Consider the following 15,242-nt stretch of genomic DNA (forward strand, 5'->3'; position numbering starts at 1 on the left):
ATTCGCCTGACGCTAAGGATAAAACCTCTAGCCGCTCTCACTCAACCCGAGAATGCCTTCCCCTTGCCAGCATCTCACAGTATGATCGGCTTCATTTCGACAGCCTCAGCCAACACGGTATATAAGTTATGAGCCCTACGGAACAAAAACATGATACCCAGTCTCGCCTGGCCTACCTGCGTCAGCAGCTTCCCGAAGATATCCGCCGCAATGTGGCCGATGCGCTGCGCGAAGATTTGGGCGGCGAGATTGATGCAGCCCGCGACATTACTGCCAGCCTGATCCCGGCGGACAGCCAGGGAACGGCCACCATTATCACCCGTGAATCCGGGGTGTTCTGCGGCCAGCTCTGGGCCGACGAAGTGTTCCGTCAGCTGGGTGATCAGGTGACCATAGACTGGCAGGTCAGCGACGGCGATCCGGTTGAGCCCAATCAGGTGCTGTGCGTGCTGCAGGGCCCGTCGCGTATTCTGCTGACCGGCGAGCGCAATGCGATGAACTTCATCCAGACCTTATCCGGCTGCGCCACCCGGGTGGCACATTACGCCGGGCTGCTGGAAGGCACCCCAACCCGTCTGCTCGATACCCGCAAGACCATACCCGGCCTGCGCAACGCACTGAAATACGCTGTTGCGTGCGGCGGCGGCTTTAACCACCGTATCGGGGTGTTTGATGCGTATCTGATCAAAGAAAACCACATCATTGCCTGTGGCGGGATCAAGCAGGCCGTTGAGACTGCCAGGCAGCTCAATCCGGGCAAGCCGGTGGAAGTGGAAACCGAGAGTCTGGATGAACTGAAACAGGCCATTGATGCCGGTGCTGATATCGTGATGCTGGACAACTTCACCACCGACATGATGCGCGCAGCAGTTGCGTTAAATCAGGGACAGGTCGCGCTGGAAGTGTCGGGCAATGTCACTGATGAAACGCTGCGTGACTTTGCCGAAACCGGTGTCGATTATATCTCGGTCGGCGCACTGACCAAGCATGTGCGTGCCATGGACTTGTCGATGCGCTTTAAGTAAATACCCACATGACTCAGAACAGAAAGGGAGCGCCAGAGCGCTCCCTTTTTTTATTGAAGATGAGTTCCCGTTAGCCGCGGTTCAGGAAAGATACCGCTTTGTCCGGAAAGTCAGTGAATATGCCATCCACTTTCACTTTGTTATAAAACACGTCCAGCATGTCATCAAAGTTATCCGCATATGGGGCAATACGGCCTTCATCGGCGCGGAAGGTATAGGGATGAACTACCAGGCCGGCAGATTTGGCTTCTTTCATCAGTGGCAGGATGATCAGCTTATCTTTGGTTGACTTGTCATCCACCAGCATAGGTTTCCAGGGCCCGATACCATCGGCATACTGAGCCACTTTTGCCATGCCGTCTTTTTCAAACATCCAGTCATAGTTGTACGGCGTTGCATCCTTGCCTTGATACACCATGGTCTCGTTCCAGTCGGTGTAGGCCATCAGCTGTACCAGATTAAGATCCATCTTCATGGCCGGCATCAGTTCATCATTGATGCGTTTGAGCTCAATCGGATCAAAACACTGCACAAAAGCTTTGTCGTCTTTACTGTCGTAGCCGTAGGCTTTCAGCACTTCCAGTAAGGCTTTGGAGATATCTTTGCCTTCGTGGCGGTGGAACCAGGGCGCTTTGATCTCAGGGTAGATACCTATGTTGTAGCCCAGCGTACTGTTCAGTCCCTGGATCAGCTCAATTTCTTCTGCCAGTGTCGGCACAGTAAACGACGATTTCCATAGCGGGAAACGGTCAGGAAAACCCGCCACCTTGTTGCCGTCTTTATCTATATTAAAGCCTTCGGTCAGGCGCAGGCCCTGGATTTCAGCCAGGGTAAAATCGATCGCGTAGTAACGGCCATCGGCACGGGCACGATCCGGATAACGCTCCGCCACGTCTGTGACACGATCAAGATAATGGTCATGTAACACAACCAGCTGGTCATCTTTGGTCATCACTACATCTTGTTCGATATAGTCCGGTTTCATGGCATAGGCCATGGCTTTGGCTTCCAGCGTATGCTCAGGCAGGTAGCCCGATGCGCCGCGGTGGGCGATCACCAGCGGATCCGCCAGAGAGCAGGAGGAGTAAGTCAGTGCAGCCAGAGTTAAGCCAATAACGTTCAGTTTCATTTTATTACCCATATGTTGGTACATAGACACCCGAAAAGAGTCAGGCCGTCACAGTTATGAAACGGCCTGAATAATATAAAGATTAAAGCATGAATTTACGCAAGTGCCTGTTCGCGTGCTTTTTGTTTATGGTGTGCCCGCTCGCCGACAAAGGCATACATCAGACAGACGATCGACGCGATACAAGAGCCCACCAGCACGATGAAACCGCCATCCCAGCCAAAGTGATCCACTGTGTAACCCAGCACCGCATTCGCCGCGACGGCGCCACCCAGATAACCAAACAGGCCGGTCAGACCCGCCGCCGTGCCCGCCGCTTTTTTCGGTGCCAGTTCAAGCGCATACAGGCCAATCAGCATCACAGGGCCATAAATCAGGAAACCGATCGCAATCAGTGCCAGCATATCAATGGTTGGATTGCCTGCCGGGTTGAACCAGTACACCAGCACCGCCATTGTCACCAGTACCATGAACAGAATACCGGCCGGCGCACGGCGCCCTTTGAACAGTTTGTCAGAAATCCAGCCGCACAGCAGCGTGCCCGGAATACCGGCCCACTCATACAGGAAATACGCCCAGGATGATTTATCCACGGTAAATTCCTTGGCTTCTTTCAAATACACAGGTGCCCAGTCGAGAACGCCGTAGCGGATCAGGTATACAAAAGCGTTGGCAATCGCGATAGACCACAACAGTTTGTTGGAGAATACGTACTTGAAGAAAATCTCTTTGGCCGACATTTCCTTTTCATGAGACTTGTCGTAATCGTCCGGGTAATCGTTCTTATATTCTTCAATCGCCGGCAGGCCGCAAGACTGCGGCGTATCACGTACCGTCAGCCAGATGAAAACAGCCACCAGGGCAGCAAAAAAGGCAGGCACATAAAAAGCCGCGCGCCAGTCATCCTGGAACGCCCACAGACCGAGCAGAAACAGCGGGCCAATCAAGCCGCCGCCCACGTTATGAGCCACATTCCAGACCGAGACAATTTCGCCCCGCTCTTTACGGGACCACCAGTGGACCATAGTCCGGCCGCACGCCGGCCAGCCCATGCCCTGGAACCAGCCGTTCAGGAACAGCAGGATAAACATGGCGGTAATGCTGCTCGTCGCCCAGGGCATAAACCCGAAGCAGAACATCACCAGCGATGACATCAGCAGGCCGGCACTTAAGAAATAGCGCGGATCAGAGCGGTCAGACACGCTGCCCATCAGAAACTTCGACAGGCCATAGGAAATAGAGACAGCCGCCAGCGCGACACCCAGATCACCACGGCTAAAGCCCTGCTCAATCAGGTATGGCATCGCCAGACTGAAATTCTTACGTACCAGGTAATAACCTGCATACCCGAAAAAAATTCCAATAAAAAGCTGCCACCGCAGCCGTTTGTAGGTGCTGTCAACCTTGTCTGCCGGCAGCAGGGGTTGATGCGCTTTGGGGGTAAAAATTCCAAACATTCAGAGGGAACCTCGTTGTTATGATTATTGCGATGGTTTTTATGAGCGAGTGAGTGTATTCATCAAATTGATGAAAGTAAATGTTTTCGTTTATGCTCATTTATTATCTGTGATCTGAGTATTGTCTTGATAAATACCCAACAAAAATAGTGGTTTTTAAGTAGTTTACTGCAATTGCACGGCATTCATGACGGTATTTATGCTCATTCAGCATCGTGAGCACATTCGAGCAAATCAGCCTGAGTAATGTCAATCCATCCCTTGTTGCCGCCGGCCCGACGCCGTTTCTTCGAGCAGCCTCCAGCCATCGACTGTAAACACAGGTTGTTACAGCCAGGGGATTGAATAACACCGAGAAACCAAAGCTCACTGCTATCCATATGAATAACATTGATTATTTTCATTCACACAGGTTCTTCAGGTGGATAGCATAATGACCAGGCACAGTGGATTTACATTGATTGAATTGATGATAGTGGTGGCGATCATCAGCATACTGGCGGCTTTTGCGATGCCGGCTTATCAGGGATACACCCAGCGTACCCATGCGACTGAAATGCTGCATGCTTCCTCGGCGATGAAAACCGCGGTCAGTTTGTGCCTGATGACAGGGCAAACATCAGGTACCGCCCAGCAGATCGACTGCCAAAGCGGCAGCAACGGTGTGCCCGCCAAACAGCTATTCAGCAAAAGCAATGGTGACAGTTTTGAAATTTACTCAACGGTGACGGCAAGCCTGTCAGGGACCGCGCCAACCATTACTGACGGCGCAGCCATAGTGGCACGTATTCCGGAAGGGCAGCGCAAAGGCAGCCTGCCGGCGAATGCGCAAATCCGGCTGCAGCCTCAGAGCAACGCCCACGGCATTGTCTGGCGCACACTCTGCAGCGGTGACAACCAGTCGCAATTTTGTCCGGGGCAATAAGATGAGCAGCGCCCTGGTCAACACTTTACTGCACGCCAGCCTCATTAATCCGGCTGAAGCCGATCGGATCCTGGCCGAAATGCGCCATCATCACCTGAGCGATATCGCGGCAATAATCAGCTCTGGGGTGTTCAGCGACTGGGATCTGGCCAAACAGCTGGCCCATCTTGCTGCACTGCCTATGGACGATGTCCACCATTACGATTACCAGTCGGTCTGTAAAAGCCTGAGCCTCAGACCTCTGATAGAAAGACACAGCGTGCTTCCCCTCGCACTGGACAAGGATGTGCTCACCTTAGGGATCGCCAACCCCTTTGACACCCGCAGTCAGGACGAATGCCGCTTTGCCTCCGGCTATCAGATTTCACCGGTAATTTTACCGCTCAGGCAGCTGGAAAACGCCATCAGGCGGATTTACGGTGACCCGATCACCAGTACGCTGCACACAGCCAGCCTCAACGACACTGAGATAGCGCAGCTCTCCGCCGCCCAGGCTCCGCCGAGCGAACAAGCAGCCGACAACGACGACGCACCGGTCAGCCGTTATCTCAACCAGCTGCTGCTGGATGCGGTGCGGCGCCAGGCGTCTGATATCCATATCGAGCCGTTAGAGAAACAGTGCCGGATCCGGTTTCGCTGTGATGGCCTGCTCCTGATTCATGCCACTCCCCCTTCAGATTTGGCTGCCCGGCTGGCCGCCAGGCTCAAAATACTGGCCAGACTCAACATCGCAGAACGCCGCCTGCCTCAGGACGGCCGCTTCAGGCTGCCGCTCAACCAAGATCTGACCGTAGATATGCGGGTCTCGACACTGCCTGCGCAGTGGGGAGAAAAAGTCGTCTTGCGCTTACTCGACAGCAACCATATTCCGCTGGCGCTGCACAGGCTGGGGTATACCGACGGCCAGCGTAATGTCTTTGAGCAGGCACTGACTAGACCGCAGGGTCTGATCCTGGTGACCGGCCCGACCGGCAGCGGAAAAACACTGTCGCTGTATGCCGCCCTGAGCCTGCTGAACAAAGAACACCGCAACATTTGTACCGCGGAAGATCCGGTCGAAATTCAATTGCCGGGCATTAACCAGCTTCACATTCACCCTGCCATCGGGCTGGATTTTGCCACGGCGCTGCGCACTTTTTTGCGCCAGGATCCCGATGTGATCATGATAGGCGAGATCCGGGATCAGGAAACCGCGACCATGGCGGTACGCGCCGCGCAAACAGGACACCTGGTGCTCTCCACCCTGCACACCAACTCCGCGGCCGATACCCTGAACCGCTTACAGCATCTGGGGATCGCGCCTTATGAGCTCAGCGCCTCACTCAGTCTGATCATCGCCCAGCGGCTGGTGCGCTGCCTGTGCCCGCACTGTAAGCAACTAACTGACTTAACAGCCAGTCAGCGGCAAAGACTGACCATAGATACCTCAACGCCTGTGTTCGCCGCCAATCCCCTGGGGTGTGAGCACTGTAATCAGGGTTACCTGGGCAGGACCGGGCTTTTTGAACTGGTATCTTGCAAAACCAGTCAGACAAGCCCGTTAAGTGAAGCCGCGCTCTGCGAGGCCATGACTGAGCGGGCTGATAACCTGTCTCTGGAGCAGGCCGGGATCCGCTTGCTCTGCCAGGGGATCACCAGCCTGAGCGAGCTGCAGCGGGTGCTGGCCTGTGACAGGCTGCAGCCGGATGCCGGGAGTGCCTGATAGTGCCGGCTGAACGATTAGGCTACTTTCGGTGGCGAGGACGCCACAACAATGGCCGCAGCGCCAGCGGCGTGCATGTCGCTTTCCAGCCCGGCGAGGTCGAGGACTCCCTTCGCATTCAATCGATTACACCTCAGTCCATCCGCCGCATCAGGCCCGGCTGGCTAACCTGTCGCCGTCATCGTTTCCGCCAGCAGGATCTGACCGACATGTTCCGGCAACTGGCCAGCTTGCTGAATGCCGCTCTGCCGCTGAGCGCAGCGCTGGCCATTCTGACCAAAGAGCAGAGCCGGATGGAAGCCGCCGCCATACTGAACCGTATCCAGCAGCAGGTCACATCCGGCACCCCGCTCTCTGAAGCCGTTGCCCGCCACACGCCCTGTTGCGATGCCATCGTCACCAGCCTGCTCAAAGCCGGTGAGTTCGCCGGGCAACTGCCGCACATTCTGGAACAGATTGCCTCGTACCGCGAACAGTATCACCAGCTGCAGCGTACCCTGTTCCATACCCTGCTCTACCCTGCTGCGGTTTGTGTGGTGGCCATGGCGGTGACTGCGCTGATGCTGGTGTGGATCATTCCGCAATTTGCCGGACTGTTTGCCACCATGGGCCACCAGCTCCCCTGGCTGACCCAGACTGTGCTGACTCTGTCGGACTGCGCCGGCCGCTATGGCCTGCTTCTCATAGTCTGTGTGGCCTTGATAACCGGGCTCTGCCGCTGGCAGTATCGTCGCAGCCTGCACTGGCAATACCGTTTTCACCGCGCGGCGCTGCTGTTGCCGCTCGCAGGCACCTGTTTGCAACTGGCAGCGCAAGCGCGCTTCACCCGCACTCTGGGCACCACTTTTCAGGCCGGCGTCCCTTTGCTGGACGGGCTGAATCTTGCCGCGAGTACCTGCGGTAACAGAGTGCTGGAACACACCTACCGTCAGGCTGCCAAGCTGGTCGCCGGCGGACAGCCGCTCCACTCCGCGATCCGGCAAGGAATGGGCACGCAGCGCACCCTCATTCCGGAGCGCCTGATACAGCTCATCATGGTCGGTGAAGAAACCGGGAACATTGACGCTCTGCTGTTCGAGCTGGCGGCTTATTATGACCACGCACTGTCGCAGCAGCTGAAAATGCTGACAACCCTGCTCGAGCCTGTGCTGATACTTGTCATAGGGATCATTATCGGCATCTTGCTGCTGGCCATGTACTTGCCCGTGTTTGATCTGATGAAAGCCGTCGGTTGAGTTATTTGCCTGCGGCTCGCTACTGACGGCAAAATCAGGCTAAAATAACGGTTCTTCGGATATCTTGATGGAAAATGAGTAATCTCATGGCGTTACTGACCTACTATCCCTGGCTCTACCCTCTGGCGGCCGCTGTTTTCGGCCTGATCGCCGGCAGCTTTCTGAATGTGGTCATCCTGCGCCTGCCTGTCATGATGGAAAGACAATGGCGCGCAGACTGCGCCGAGTGCTTTTCGGAACATGCAGAAACTGGCCCCCAGCCCGTCTTTAATCTCAGTGTTCCGGCTTCCAGCTGTCCGCACTGTCAGCATAAAATCCGCGCCTGGGAAAACATTCCTGTTATTAGCTGGATCTTGCTCCGGGGCCGGTGCAGCCACTGCAAAGCAAGAATCAGTGCCCGGTATCCGGCCATCGAGCTTCTGACAGCACTCACGGCGCTGGCCGTCGCACTGGTGTTGCCATTCTCGGCCTGGAGCCTGGCGGTGATTGGCGCCGGTTGTGCCCTGATAGCTCTGACTTTCATTGATATCGATAAAATGCTGCTGCCGGATCAGCTCACTCTGCCCCTGATGTGGGCAGGCTTGCTGCTGGCCCTGCTGGATATCAGCCCTGTCAGTCTGGAAGCTGCCGTGATCGGTGCCATGGTCGGTTATCTGTCGCTCTGGAGCCTGTACTGGGTATTCAAGCTGCTCACCGGCAAGGAAGGCATGGGTTACGGCGATTTCAAACTCCTGGCCGCACTGGGAGCCTGGGCCGGATGGCAGTTGCTACCTTTTATTGTCCTGCTCTCTTCCTTGCTCGGCGCTATCTGTGGCATCATTTTGCTTCGTATGCAACACAGTGACAGTCAAGCGGGTATGCAAACGCCGTTTTCATTCGGCCCTTATCTTGCTCTGGCCGGGTGGATCGCCCTGCTTTGGGGGGGCCCCGTGCTTAACTGGTATGTAGGAACATATATAGGATACCCATTATGACTTTGGTAGTCGGCCTGACGGGCGGCATTGGCAGCGGTAAAACCACAGTGGCTAATCTGTTTGCCAACTATGGCATTGATATTATTGATGCCGATCTGATTGCAAGAGACGTCGTGGCACCAGGCTCAGCAGGCCTGAAAGCCATTGCTGAACGCCTCGGGAATGACATCCTGCTGACAGATGGCCAGCTCAATCGCAGTAAACTCAGAGAGACTATCTTTAATGAGCCAGCGTTAAAAGCCTGGCTGGATAACCTGCTGCATCCCATAATTCGCCAGCAAATGAAACAGGATATCAGTAAAGCCAACTCGCCTTATTGCCTGTTAGTTGTACCCTTAATGGTGGAGAATCAGCTGCAAGCCATGACCGACAGATTGCTGGTGATTGATGTTCGGGAAGACATACAGATAGCCCGTACCACGGTCCGAGATAAGGTCAATGACGATCAGGTCCGTAAAATTCTGGCGGCCCAGGCCACCCGGGAGCAACGGCTTGCGGCAGCTGACGATGTGATTGATAACAATGGTGACAGTCACCAGTTACGCGGTGAAGTTGCCCGGCTGCATCAGCAATATCTGCTCCTGAGTGAGCAGGCTGATCGCAATTGATACAGCGCTGATCAAGAGATGAATAACAGGCCCGCACTATGCAGACTAACCGGCAGACAACCCGTTTTGAACACCCGTTAAACGAAAAAGTCCGTATTTACCTGCGACTGGAGTATTTATTGCTCCAAATGAATCACACCAGTGAATCGGAAGATCCCTGGCACTATCAGCTCTTTTTCCGTGCTTTGTTTGATGTGCTGGATATTCTTGATCAGATCCAGGTGAAAAGTGAGCTGGCCAAAGATCTGGATAAACAGCAATCCCAGCTCAAGCTCTGGCTGGATGTCGACGGTGTGGATCAAAGCGCCGTGCTGTCACTGCTGGATCAAATGGCGTCCATCCATCACCACCTGATCACAGCTCCGCGTCTGGGCCAGATCTTACGTGAGGATCGCTTCCTGGCCGGGATCAAACAACGCTTCTCGCTGCCCGGCGGCAGTTGCTGTTTCGATCTGCCCAGCCTGCATCACTGGCTGCACCTGTCGCAGGACGGCAAACAGGCCGATATGGCGTACTGGTTAGATCAGCTCAAACCAATGGCACAGGCGATTCACCTGTGGCTGAGAGTCACCAGGGAATCCGGCCACTTTAAACCCCAGATAGCCCGCAACGGCTTTTTCCAGCATGATGCGGAAAATGCCAGCCTGTTACGATTGCAAATTTGCCCCAGCTATGGGGTTTACCCTATGATATCCGGTCACCGTAGCCGGTTTGCCATCCGATTCATGCCCTTTGATGAGGGACAGAGCACGACGAATAATCCGGTTAGCGAAAGAATTGAATTCACACTAGCGATTTGCTGAGGTTCCCGTGTCGCAACAAAGAACACCCACGATAGTCCAATGCCCTACCTGTCAGGCCGACGTTGTATGGGGAGACGTCAGTCCGTACCGGCCTTTTTGCTCCAAACGTTGTCAGCTCATCGATTTAGGAGAATGGGCGGCAGAAGAAAAAGCCATACCCGGTGCCCCTGACATGTCAGACTCAGACGGCTGGTCAGAAGATAACGCGTAACATAGCGGGTCAGCAACCCGCTACCAAGCCTGCTGGTTTATCGAGCCAGCAGCTTATCAATGACCGGATAATTGGCTTCGGGGAAAGTGAATTCCCGCAGCGCCTCCAGTGTCACCCATTGGCCGGGTTGTCCCTCACGGCCGTACGCTTCGCCATCGAAGGCTTTGATCAGGAAAAAATCGAACTTTAAGGCTTTTTCCGGATAGTCATGCTCTAACTCAATAAAGTGCTCCAGCTCGGTGGCGGTGATCCCCACTTCTTCGTTCAGCTCCCGAATAACCGCTTGCTCTGCCGTTTCTCCCTGCTCTACCTTACCGCCGGCAAATTCCCAGAAGCCGCCTTTATGGGCCGTTTCGGCACGACGGGTAATGAATACTTTATCCTGCTGGCGGTTCAGGATAATGCCCGCCGATATCCAGACTCGTTTTTTATTCACGCTGCTTACCTGTTCCAATACTATTTCGCTCTGTCAGCAGAGCACCTGACTGATTTTAACCTTTGACGGAAAAAAACAAAGGCCGCATTCGCGGCCTTTGTTTAATTACCTTACCCAATCAGCTAATTCGGCCATGGCATTGTTTGTATTTCTTGCCAGAACCGCAAGGGCACGGCTCGTTACGGCCAACCTTACGCTCACCGGTCGAGAAATCGTCCCCGCCCTGGCTGGTTTCGGCCACAGCACTGGCTGCTTCCTGATGGTTGAATTGCTGGCGACGGGCCATTTCTTCGGCCATACGCTGGCGTTCAGCCTCGACACGTTCCACCTCATCCTGCTGCTGCACCCGTACCTTGCTCAGAATAGCCACAACGTCGGCTTTCAGGTTTTCAAGCATGCCCTCGAACAGTTCGAAAGACTCACGCTTATATTCCTGTTTCGGGTTCTTCTGGGCATAGCCGCGCAGGTGAATCCCCTGGCGCAGATGATCCATCGCCGCCAGGTGCTCTTTCCAGAGTGTATCCAGGTTCTGCAGCATCACGGTTTTCTCGAAATTGCGCAGTACCGGGGCGCCAACAGCTTCTTCTTTGCTGTTGTACACGCTGACCGCTTCGGCAACGATGCGCTCGCGCAGAGCTTCCTCATACAACTTATCATCGCTGTCCAGCCACTGCTGAATCGGCAAATCCAGGTCAAAGTCTGCTTTCAGGCGCTCTTGCAGGCCAGGGATATCCCACATTTCATCCAGTGACTGCGGCGGAATGTAGGTATCAATCACGCTGTTCAGCACATCTTCGCGATTATGCGAAATCATTTCACTGATATCATCGGCGTGCATCAGTTCATCGCGCAGCTCGTACACCACTTTACGCTGGTCGTTCGCCACATCATCAAATTCCAGCAACTGCTTGCGGATATCAAAGTTACGGCCCTCAACCTTGCGCTGCGCATTTTCAATGGCTTTGGTCACCCAGGGGTGTTCAATCGCTTCACCTTCTTCCATGCCCAGCTTTTTCATCATCGCGGACACCCGGTCTGAGGCGAAAATACGCATCAGGCCATCTTCCATCGACAGGTAGAAACGTGAAGAACCGGCATCCCCCTGACGACCCGCACGGCCACGCAGCTGGTTGTCGATCCGGCGCGATTCATGGCGTTCCGTGCCTATGATATGCAGACCACCCGAGTTAAGCACCGCGGCATGACGTTCTTTCCATGCGGCTTTAACCGCAGCAATTTGCTCCTCAGTCGGCTCTTTCAGGGCTTCGACTTCGCTCTGCCAGCTGCCACCCAGTACGATATCTGTACCACGGCCAGCCATATTGGTCGCGATAGTCACCGAGCCAGGTTTACCGGCCTGAGCCACGATATCCGCTTCTTTTTCGTGGAACTTGGCATTCAGCACCTGGTGCGCAATGCCGGCTTTTTTCAACTGGCTGGAAAGCAGCTCAGACTTCTCAATTGAGACCGTACCCACCAGCACTGGCTGACCATTGGCAACACGGGCATGAATATCTTCGGTGATAGCGGCGAATTTTTCTCTTTCGGTCATGTAAACCAAATCACCCATATCATCACGGATCATCGGTTTATTGGTTGGTACTACCACAGTTTCCAGGCCGTAAATGCTCTGGAATTCGAAGGCTTCGGTATCCGCCGTGCCCGTCATACCAGACAGTTTTTCATACAGACGGAAATAGTTCTGGAAGGTGATAGAGGCCAGTGTCTGGTTTTCATTCTGAATTTTAACGCCTTCTTTGGCTTCAACCGCCTGATGCAAACCTTCAGACCAGCGACGGCCCGGCATGGTACGGCCCGTGTGTTCGTCCACAATGATGACTTCGTTATCTTTGACGATATAGTCAACATCACGCTCAAACAGCACGTGCGCACGCAGTGCGGCATTCACATGGTGCAGCAGAGAAATATTGGCGGGTGAGTATAAGGTGTCGTCTTCCTGCATCAACTCGCGTTGCTTGAGCAATTCTTCGACAAATTCCTGACCATTTTCTGTCAGGTGAACCTGCTTTGATTTCTCGTCAACCGTATAGTGGCCTTCACCACGATACTCTTCGCTGTCTTCCTTATCCTCTTTGACAAGTTCAGGGATCAGCGTATTGATCTGGGTATAGAGCTCAGAGCTGTCTTCAGCAGGACCGGAAATAATCAGAGGAGTACGGGCTTCATCGATGAGGATGGAGTCCACTTCATCCACAACCGCAAAAAAGCGTTCCCGCTGTACTCGGTCTTCCGGTCGGAAAGCCATGTTGTCACGCAGGTAATCGAAGCCAAACTCGTTGTTGGTGCCGTACAGGATATCGCACGCATAGGCTTCTTTTTTCATCGGCGGCGGCATCTGAGACAGGTTCACACCCACTGTCATTCCCAGGAATTCAAACAGTGCCCGGTTGGTTTCTGCGTCACGACTGGCCAGGTAATCATTCACTGTCACTATGTGAACGCCTTTGCCCGTCAGTGCGTTAAGATAGGCCGGCAGGGTGGCTGTCAGTGTTTTACCTTCACCGGTGCGCATTTCGGCAATTTGGCAGTCGTTGAGCACCATGCCGCCGATTAGCTGCACGTCAAAATGACGCATGCCGAACACACGCTTAGAAGCTTCGCGTACGGTTGCGAACGCTTCAGGCAGCAGCTGGTCCAGCGATTCGCCCTGCTCCAGACGCTGACGGAACTCTGCCGTCTTGGCCTTCAGCTCTTCGTCCTGCAGGCTTTCAAATTGTGGTTCTAGTTTGTTGATCTCATCAACAATTTTACGCAAACGTCGAATGGTACGGTCGTTGCGGCTGCCGATAACTTTAGTCAGTAGTTTTGATAACATGGCTATGCCGTTTTACTCTTTGTGATGTCAGATCCCAGCACAAGCGCAGGCTGAGTACTCAATAAATTGCAATCAAAACGAAGCCCTTCCATGCTCCGCCCTTCCCAATACTATTCGCTAACTTCAAGCTGGGTTGAAAACAAATGTCTGTGATGGAGATATTGTGTTTCCCTTGCTAAATTTCAAGGGCAATCAAGGCACAATATCACGCTTTACGAATTGGAACCATGCACCTCAACGCCAGAAAAAGCGCAGGCTGCTTCCTTAATTTGTTATGATAAAAAATATTCTCTGGTCCGCCTATCATTAAGGCGATAACTTAGAGACCAGATAGTAAAACTTAGATCTCACTCCGTCCGGTGTGTTCTTACATTCATTAAATTCAATTTTACGGCGTCAAAATGAGAGATCACCGCCCACAAACAACGGCCAGCCTGCTGGATGACGAAACGGCATTGGGCAATATCCAGCAAAGAGCGATGGCACTGCACAAGCTCAATGTGCAGGTACAGCAGCATCTCAATTGTGCGCAACTCTGCCGTGTCAGCAACTACCGGCAAGGAGTGTTGGTGATTGAAGTCGCATCGGCAGCCTGGTCAATGCGGCTGAATTACGAACGGAACCAGCTGATGCAACGGCTTCGTGAACATATGCTGCCTCAGCTTCAGGATATCAGGGTCAGTGTCAATCCGGCCCTGGCGGCCACTAAAGTCAAAGCCAACAGTACCTCTGTGCTGAAACGTAAGCCTATCTCACAGAAAGCCGCGCAGTCTTTGCTGGAAACCGCTCAGGATGCCCCAGCCAAAATTAAAGCCCGTCTGGAGCGACTGGCCGCTCTCGCCAAACACAACAACCAGTAACCGGCACACAGGCGAAAAAAAACGCCAGACAGTGTCTGACGTTTTTCTTTAACAGCTCAGCTTTACGCCAGTACCATGCCTGGCTGGGCAAAGGTTACCGGTACTTCGGCTTCGTCCTGGAATGTCGACCATTCAAAGGCTTCCTGATCCGCCAGCACTGCGCGCAGCAGCTTGTTGTTCAGGGCATGACCGGATTTATAAGCCACCATTTCACCAATAATGTTGTGGCCACACATATACAGGTCGCCGATAGCGTCCAGTACTTTGTGCGTCACCAGCTCATTGTCGAAACGCAGACCTTCATCGTTCAGAATGCGATAATCATCAAGCACAATCGCATTATCGAAGCTGCCACCCAGACACAGGTTCTGAGATTGCAGATATTCAATATCACGCATAAAACCGAAAGTCCGGGCACGGCTGATATCTTTCACAAACGACTGGCTGGAGAAGTCCAGTACCAGACGCTGCTGATCGGAATCAATCGCCGGATGATTAAATTCAATTGCGAAATCCAGACGGAAACCGTTATACGGCCGCAGCTCCGCCCATTTATCGCCATCTTCAACGCGAACAGTTTTTTTCAAACGCAGAAAACGCTTAGGCGCATTCAGCGTTTCAATGCCGGCTGATTGCAACAGATAAATAAAGGGACTGGCGCTACCGTCCATAATAGGAATTTCCGGTGCGTCCACTTCCACAATAACGTTATCAATACCCATACCAGCAAGGGCAGCATTCAGGTGCTCGACAGTTGAGATGCGTACGCCCTGATCATTCACCAGTGCGGTGCACAACATAGTATCTCGCACAGAATCTGCATTAGCCGGGAAATCCACCGGCGGATTTAGATCCGTACGACGATAGATTACACCAGTATTTGCGGCAGCAGGCCGCAGAATAAGCGTCACTTTACGTCCGGAATGCAAACCCACTCCAATCGTTTTAACGATGCTTTTTAGTGTACGTTGTCTGATCATCTGCTTACTCGTCTCAACTGACTGATGACTATTTATCGGCCACCAATCTGCAAACTTGAGG

The 15,242-nt window shown here is 53.6% G+C and carries 15 protein-coding genes; 9 read left to right on the forward strand and 6 right to left on the reverse strand.

Features of this window, described 5'->3' with window-relative positions; genetic code table 11:
• Positions 1-128: 128 nt before the first annotated feature.
• Complete coding sequence (gene nadC, locus H511_RS0118485) at positions 129-1,025, forward strand: carboxylating nicotinate-nucleotide diphosphorylase (RefSeq protein ID WP_027253659.1); 897 nt, start codon at positions 129-131, stop codon at positions 1,023-1,025.
• 70 nt (positions 1,026-1,095) lie between these two features.
• On the opposite strand, the gene glpQ is transcribed toward nadC, so the two are convergent.
• The 3 genes from glpQ to H511_RS0118500 all read right to left on the reverse strand — a co-directional run bounded on the left by glpQ (position 1,096) and on the right by H511_RS0118500 (position 4,015).
• Complete coding sequence (gene glpQ, locus H511_RS0118490; protein WP_169449970.1) at positions 1,096-2,154, reverse strand: glycerophosphodiester phosphodiesterase; 1,059 nt, start codon at positions 2,152-2,154, stop codon at positions 1,096-1,098.
• A gap of 95 nt (positions 2,155-2,249) precedes the next feature.
• On the reverse strand, positions 2,250-3,611 hold the full coding sequence (gene glpT / locus H511_RS0118495) for a glycerol-3-phosphate transporter (RefSeq protein WP_027253661.1): 1,362 nt from the start codon (positions 3,609-3,611) through the stop codon (positions 2,250-2,252).
• 203 nt (positions 3,612-3,814) lie between these two features.
• A complete protein-coding gene (locus tag H511_RS0118500; RefSeq protein WP_027253662.1) occupies positions 3,815-4,015 on the reverse strand; it encodes a hypothetical protein in 201 nt (66 codons plus the stop codon).
• 29 nt (positions 4,016-4,044) lie between these two features.
• Between H511_RS0118500 and H511_RS0118505 the strand changes: the two genes are divergently transcribed.
• From H511_RS0118505 to yacG, 7 genes are all read left to right on the forward strand, one after another.
• The gene (locus tag H511_RS0118505; RefSeq protein WP_036759998.1) at positions 4,045-4,536 is read left to right on the forward strand and encodes a pilin; all 492 of its coding nucleotides are present in this window, start codon (positions 4,045-4,047) and stop codon (positions 4,534-4,536) included.
• Between the two features lies 1 nt (position 4,537).
• Positions 4,538-6,238, forward strand: coding sequence for a GspE/PulE family protein (locus H511_RS23780; protein WP_051288313.1), 1,701 nt, complete (start codon positions 4,538-4,540; stop codon positions 6,236-6,238).
• 2 nt (positions 6,239-6,240) lie between these two features.
• Positions 6,241-7,473, forward strand: a complete 1,233-nt coding sequence (locus H511_RS0118515; protein WP_027253664.1) for a type II secretion system F family protein — start codon at positions 6,241-6,243, stop codon at positions 7,471-7,473.
• Positions 7,474-7,559: 86 nt separating this feature from the next.
• On the forward strand, positions 7,560-8,447 hold the full coding sequence (locus H511_RS0118520; RefSeq protein ID WP_027253665.1) for a prepilin peptidase: 888 nt from the start codon (positions 7,560-7,562) through the stop codon (positions 8,445-8,447).
• A complete protein-coding gene (coaE, locus tag H511_RS0118525) occupies positions 8,444-9,055 on the forward strand; it encodes a dephospho-CoA kinase (protein ID WP_027253666.1) in 612 nt (203 codons plus the stop codon). The genes H511_RS0118520 and coaE overlap by 4 nt, the downstream gene beginning before the upstream one ends.
• A 38-nt stretch (positions 9,056-9,093) precedes the next feature.
• Positions 9,094-9,858 carry a cell division protein ZapD gene (zapD, locus tag H511_RS0118530; protein ID WP_027253667.1) on the forward strand — a complete coding sequence of 255 codons (765 nt, stop codon included), beginning with the start codon at positions 9,094-9,096 and terminating at the stop codon, positions 9,856-9,858.
• A 7-nt stretch (positions 9,859-9,865) separates the two neighbouring features.
• Positions 9,866-10,069, forward strand: coding sequence for a DNA gyrase inhibitor YacG (gene yacG, locus H511_RS24510; RefSeq protein WP_081669330.1), 204 nt, complete (start codon positions 9,866-9,868; stop codon positions 10,067-10,069).
• A 37-nt stretch (positions 10,070-10,106) separates the two neighbouring features.
• Here the strand turns inward: yacG and mutT are convergent, their stop codons facing one another.
• Both mutT and secA read right to left on the reverse strand, forming a co-directional pair.
• Positions 10,107-10,505: an 8-oxo-dGTP diphosphatase MutT gene (mutT, locus tag H511_RS0118535; RefSeq protein WP_027253668.1), complete on the reverse strand. Its 399-nt coding sequence runs from the start codon at positions 10,503-10,505 to the stop codon at positions 10,107-10,109.
• 118 nt (positions 10,506-10,623) lie between these two features.
• The gene (secA, locus tag H511_RS0118540; protein ID WP_027253669.1) at positions 10,624-13,341 is read right to left on the reverse strand and encodes a preprotein translocase subunit SecA; all 2,718 of its coding nucleotides are present in this window, start codon (positions 13,339-13,341) and stop codon (positions 10,624-10,626) included.
• A gap of 401 nt (positions 13,342-13,742) precedes the next feature.
• On the opposite strand from secA, the gene H511_RS0118545 reads away from it, so the two are divergent.
• On the forward strand, positions 13,743-14,201 hold the full coding sequence (locus tag H511_RS0118545; RefSeq protein ID WP_027253670.1) for a DUF721 domain-containing protein: 459 nt from the start codon (positions 13,743-13,745) through the stop codon (positions 14,199-14,201).
• A gap of 62 nt (positions 14,202-14,263) precedes the next feature.
• Here the strand turns inward: H511_RS0118545 and lpxC are convergent, their stop codons facing one another.
• Entirely contained in the window at positions 14,264-15,181 is a 918-nt protein-coding gene (lpxC, locus tag H511_RS0118550) for a UDP-3-O-acyl-N-acetylglucosamine deacetylase (RefSeq protein ID WP_027253671.1), read from the reverse strand.
• Between the last annotated feature and the right edge of the window lie 61 nt (positions 15,182-15,242).

Source organism: Photobacterium halotolerans DSM 18316, from assembly GCF_000425165.1.
In the GTDB taxonomy this organism is placed as follows: Bacteria; Pseudomonadota; Gammaproteobacteria; order Enterobacterales; family Vibrionaceae; genus Photobacterium; species Photobacterium halotolerans.

Excerpts from the sequence above, each read along its gene's own strand:
- glpQ (WP_169449970.1), bottom strand. The coding sequence starts at position 2,154 with ATGAAACTGAACGTTATTGGCTTAACTCTGGCTGCACTGACTTACTCC.
- H511_RS0118545 (WP_027253670.1), top strand. The coding sequence starts at position 13,743 with ATGAGAGATCACCGCCCACAAACAACGGCCAGCCTGCTGGATGACGAA.
- zapD (WP_027253667.1), top strand. The coding sequence starts at position 9,094 with ATGCAGACTAACCGGCAGACAACCCGTTTTGAACACCCGTTAAACGAA.
- lpxC (WP_027253671.1), bottom strand. The coding sequence starts at position 15,181 with ATGATCAGACAACGTACACTAAAAAGCATCGTTAAAACGATTGGAGTG.
- H511_RS0118520 (WP_027253665.1), top strand. The coding sequence starts at position 7,560 with ATGGCGTTACTGACCTACTATCCCTGGCTCTACCCTCTGGCGGCCGCT.
- H511_RS0118500 (WP_027253662.1), bottom strand. The coding sequence starts at position 4,015 with ATGAAAATAATCAATGTTATTCATATGGATAGCAGTGAGCTTTGGTTT.
- glpT (WP_027253661.1), bottom strand. The coding sequence starts at position 3,611 with ATGTTTGGAATTTTTACCCCCAAAGCGCATCAACCCCTGCTGCCGGCA.
- H511_RS23780 (WP_051288313.1), top strand. The coding sequence starts at position 4,538 with ATGAGCAGCGCCCTGGTCAACACTTTACTGCACGCCAGCCTCATTAAT.
- H511_RS0118505 (WP_036759998.1), top strand. The coding sequence starts at position 4,045 with ATGACCAGGCACAGTGGATTTACATTGATTGAATTGATGATAGTGGTG.
- coaE (WP_027253666.1), top strand. The coding sequence starts at position 8,444 with ATGACTTTGGTAGTCGGCCTGACGGGCGGCATTGGCAGCGGTAAAACC.
- secA (WP_027253669.1), bottom strand. The coding sequence starts at position 13,341 with ATGTTATCAAAACTACTGACTAAAGTTATCGGCAGCCGCAACGACCGT.
- nadC (WP_027253659.1), top strand. The coding sequence starts at position 129 with ATGAGCCCTACGGAACAAAAACATGATACCCAGTCTCGCCTGGCCTAC.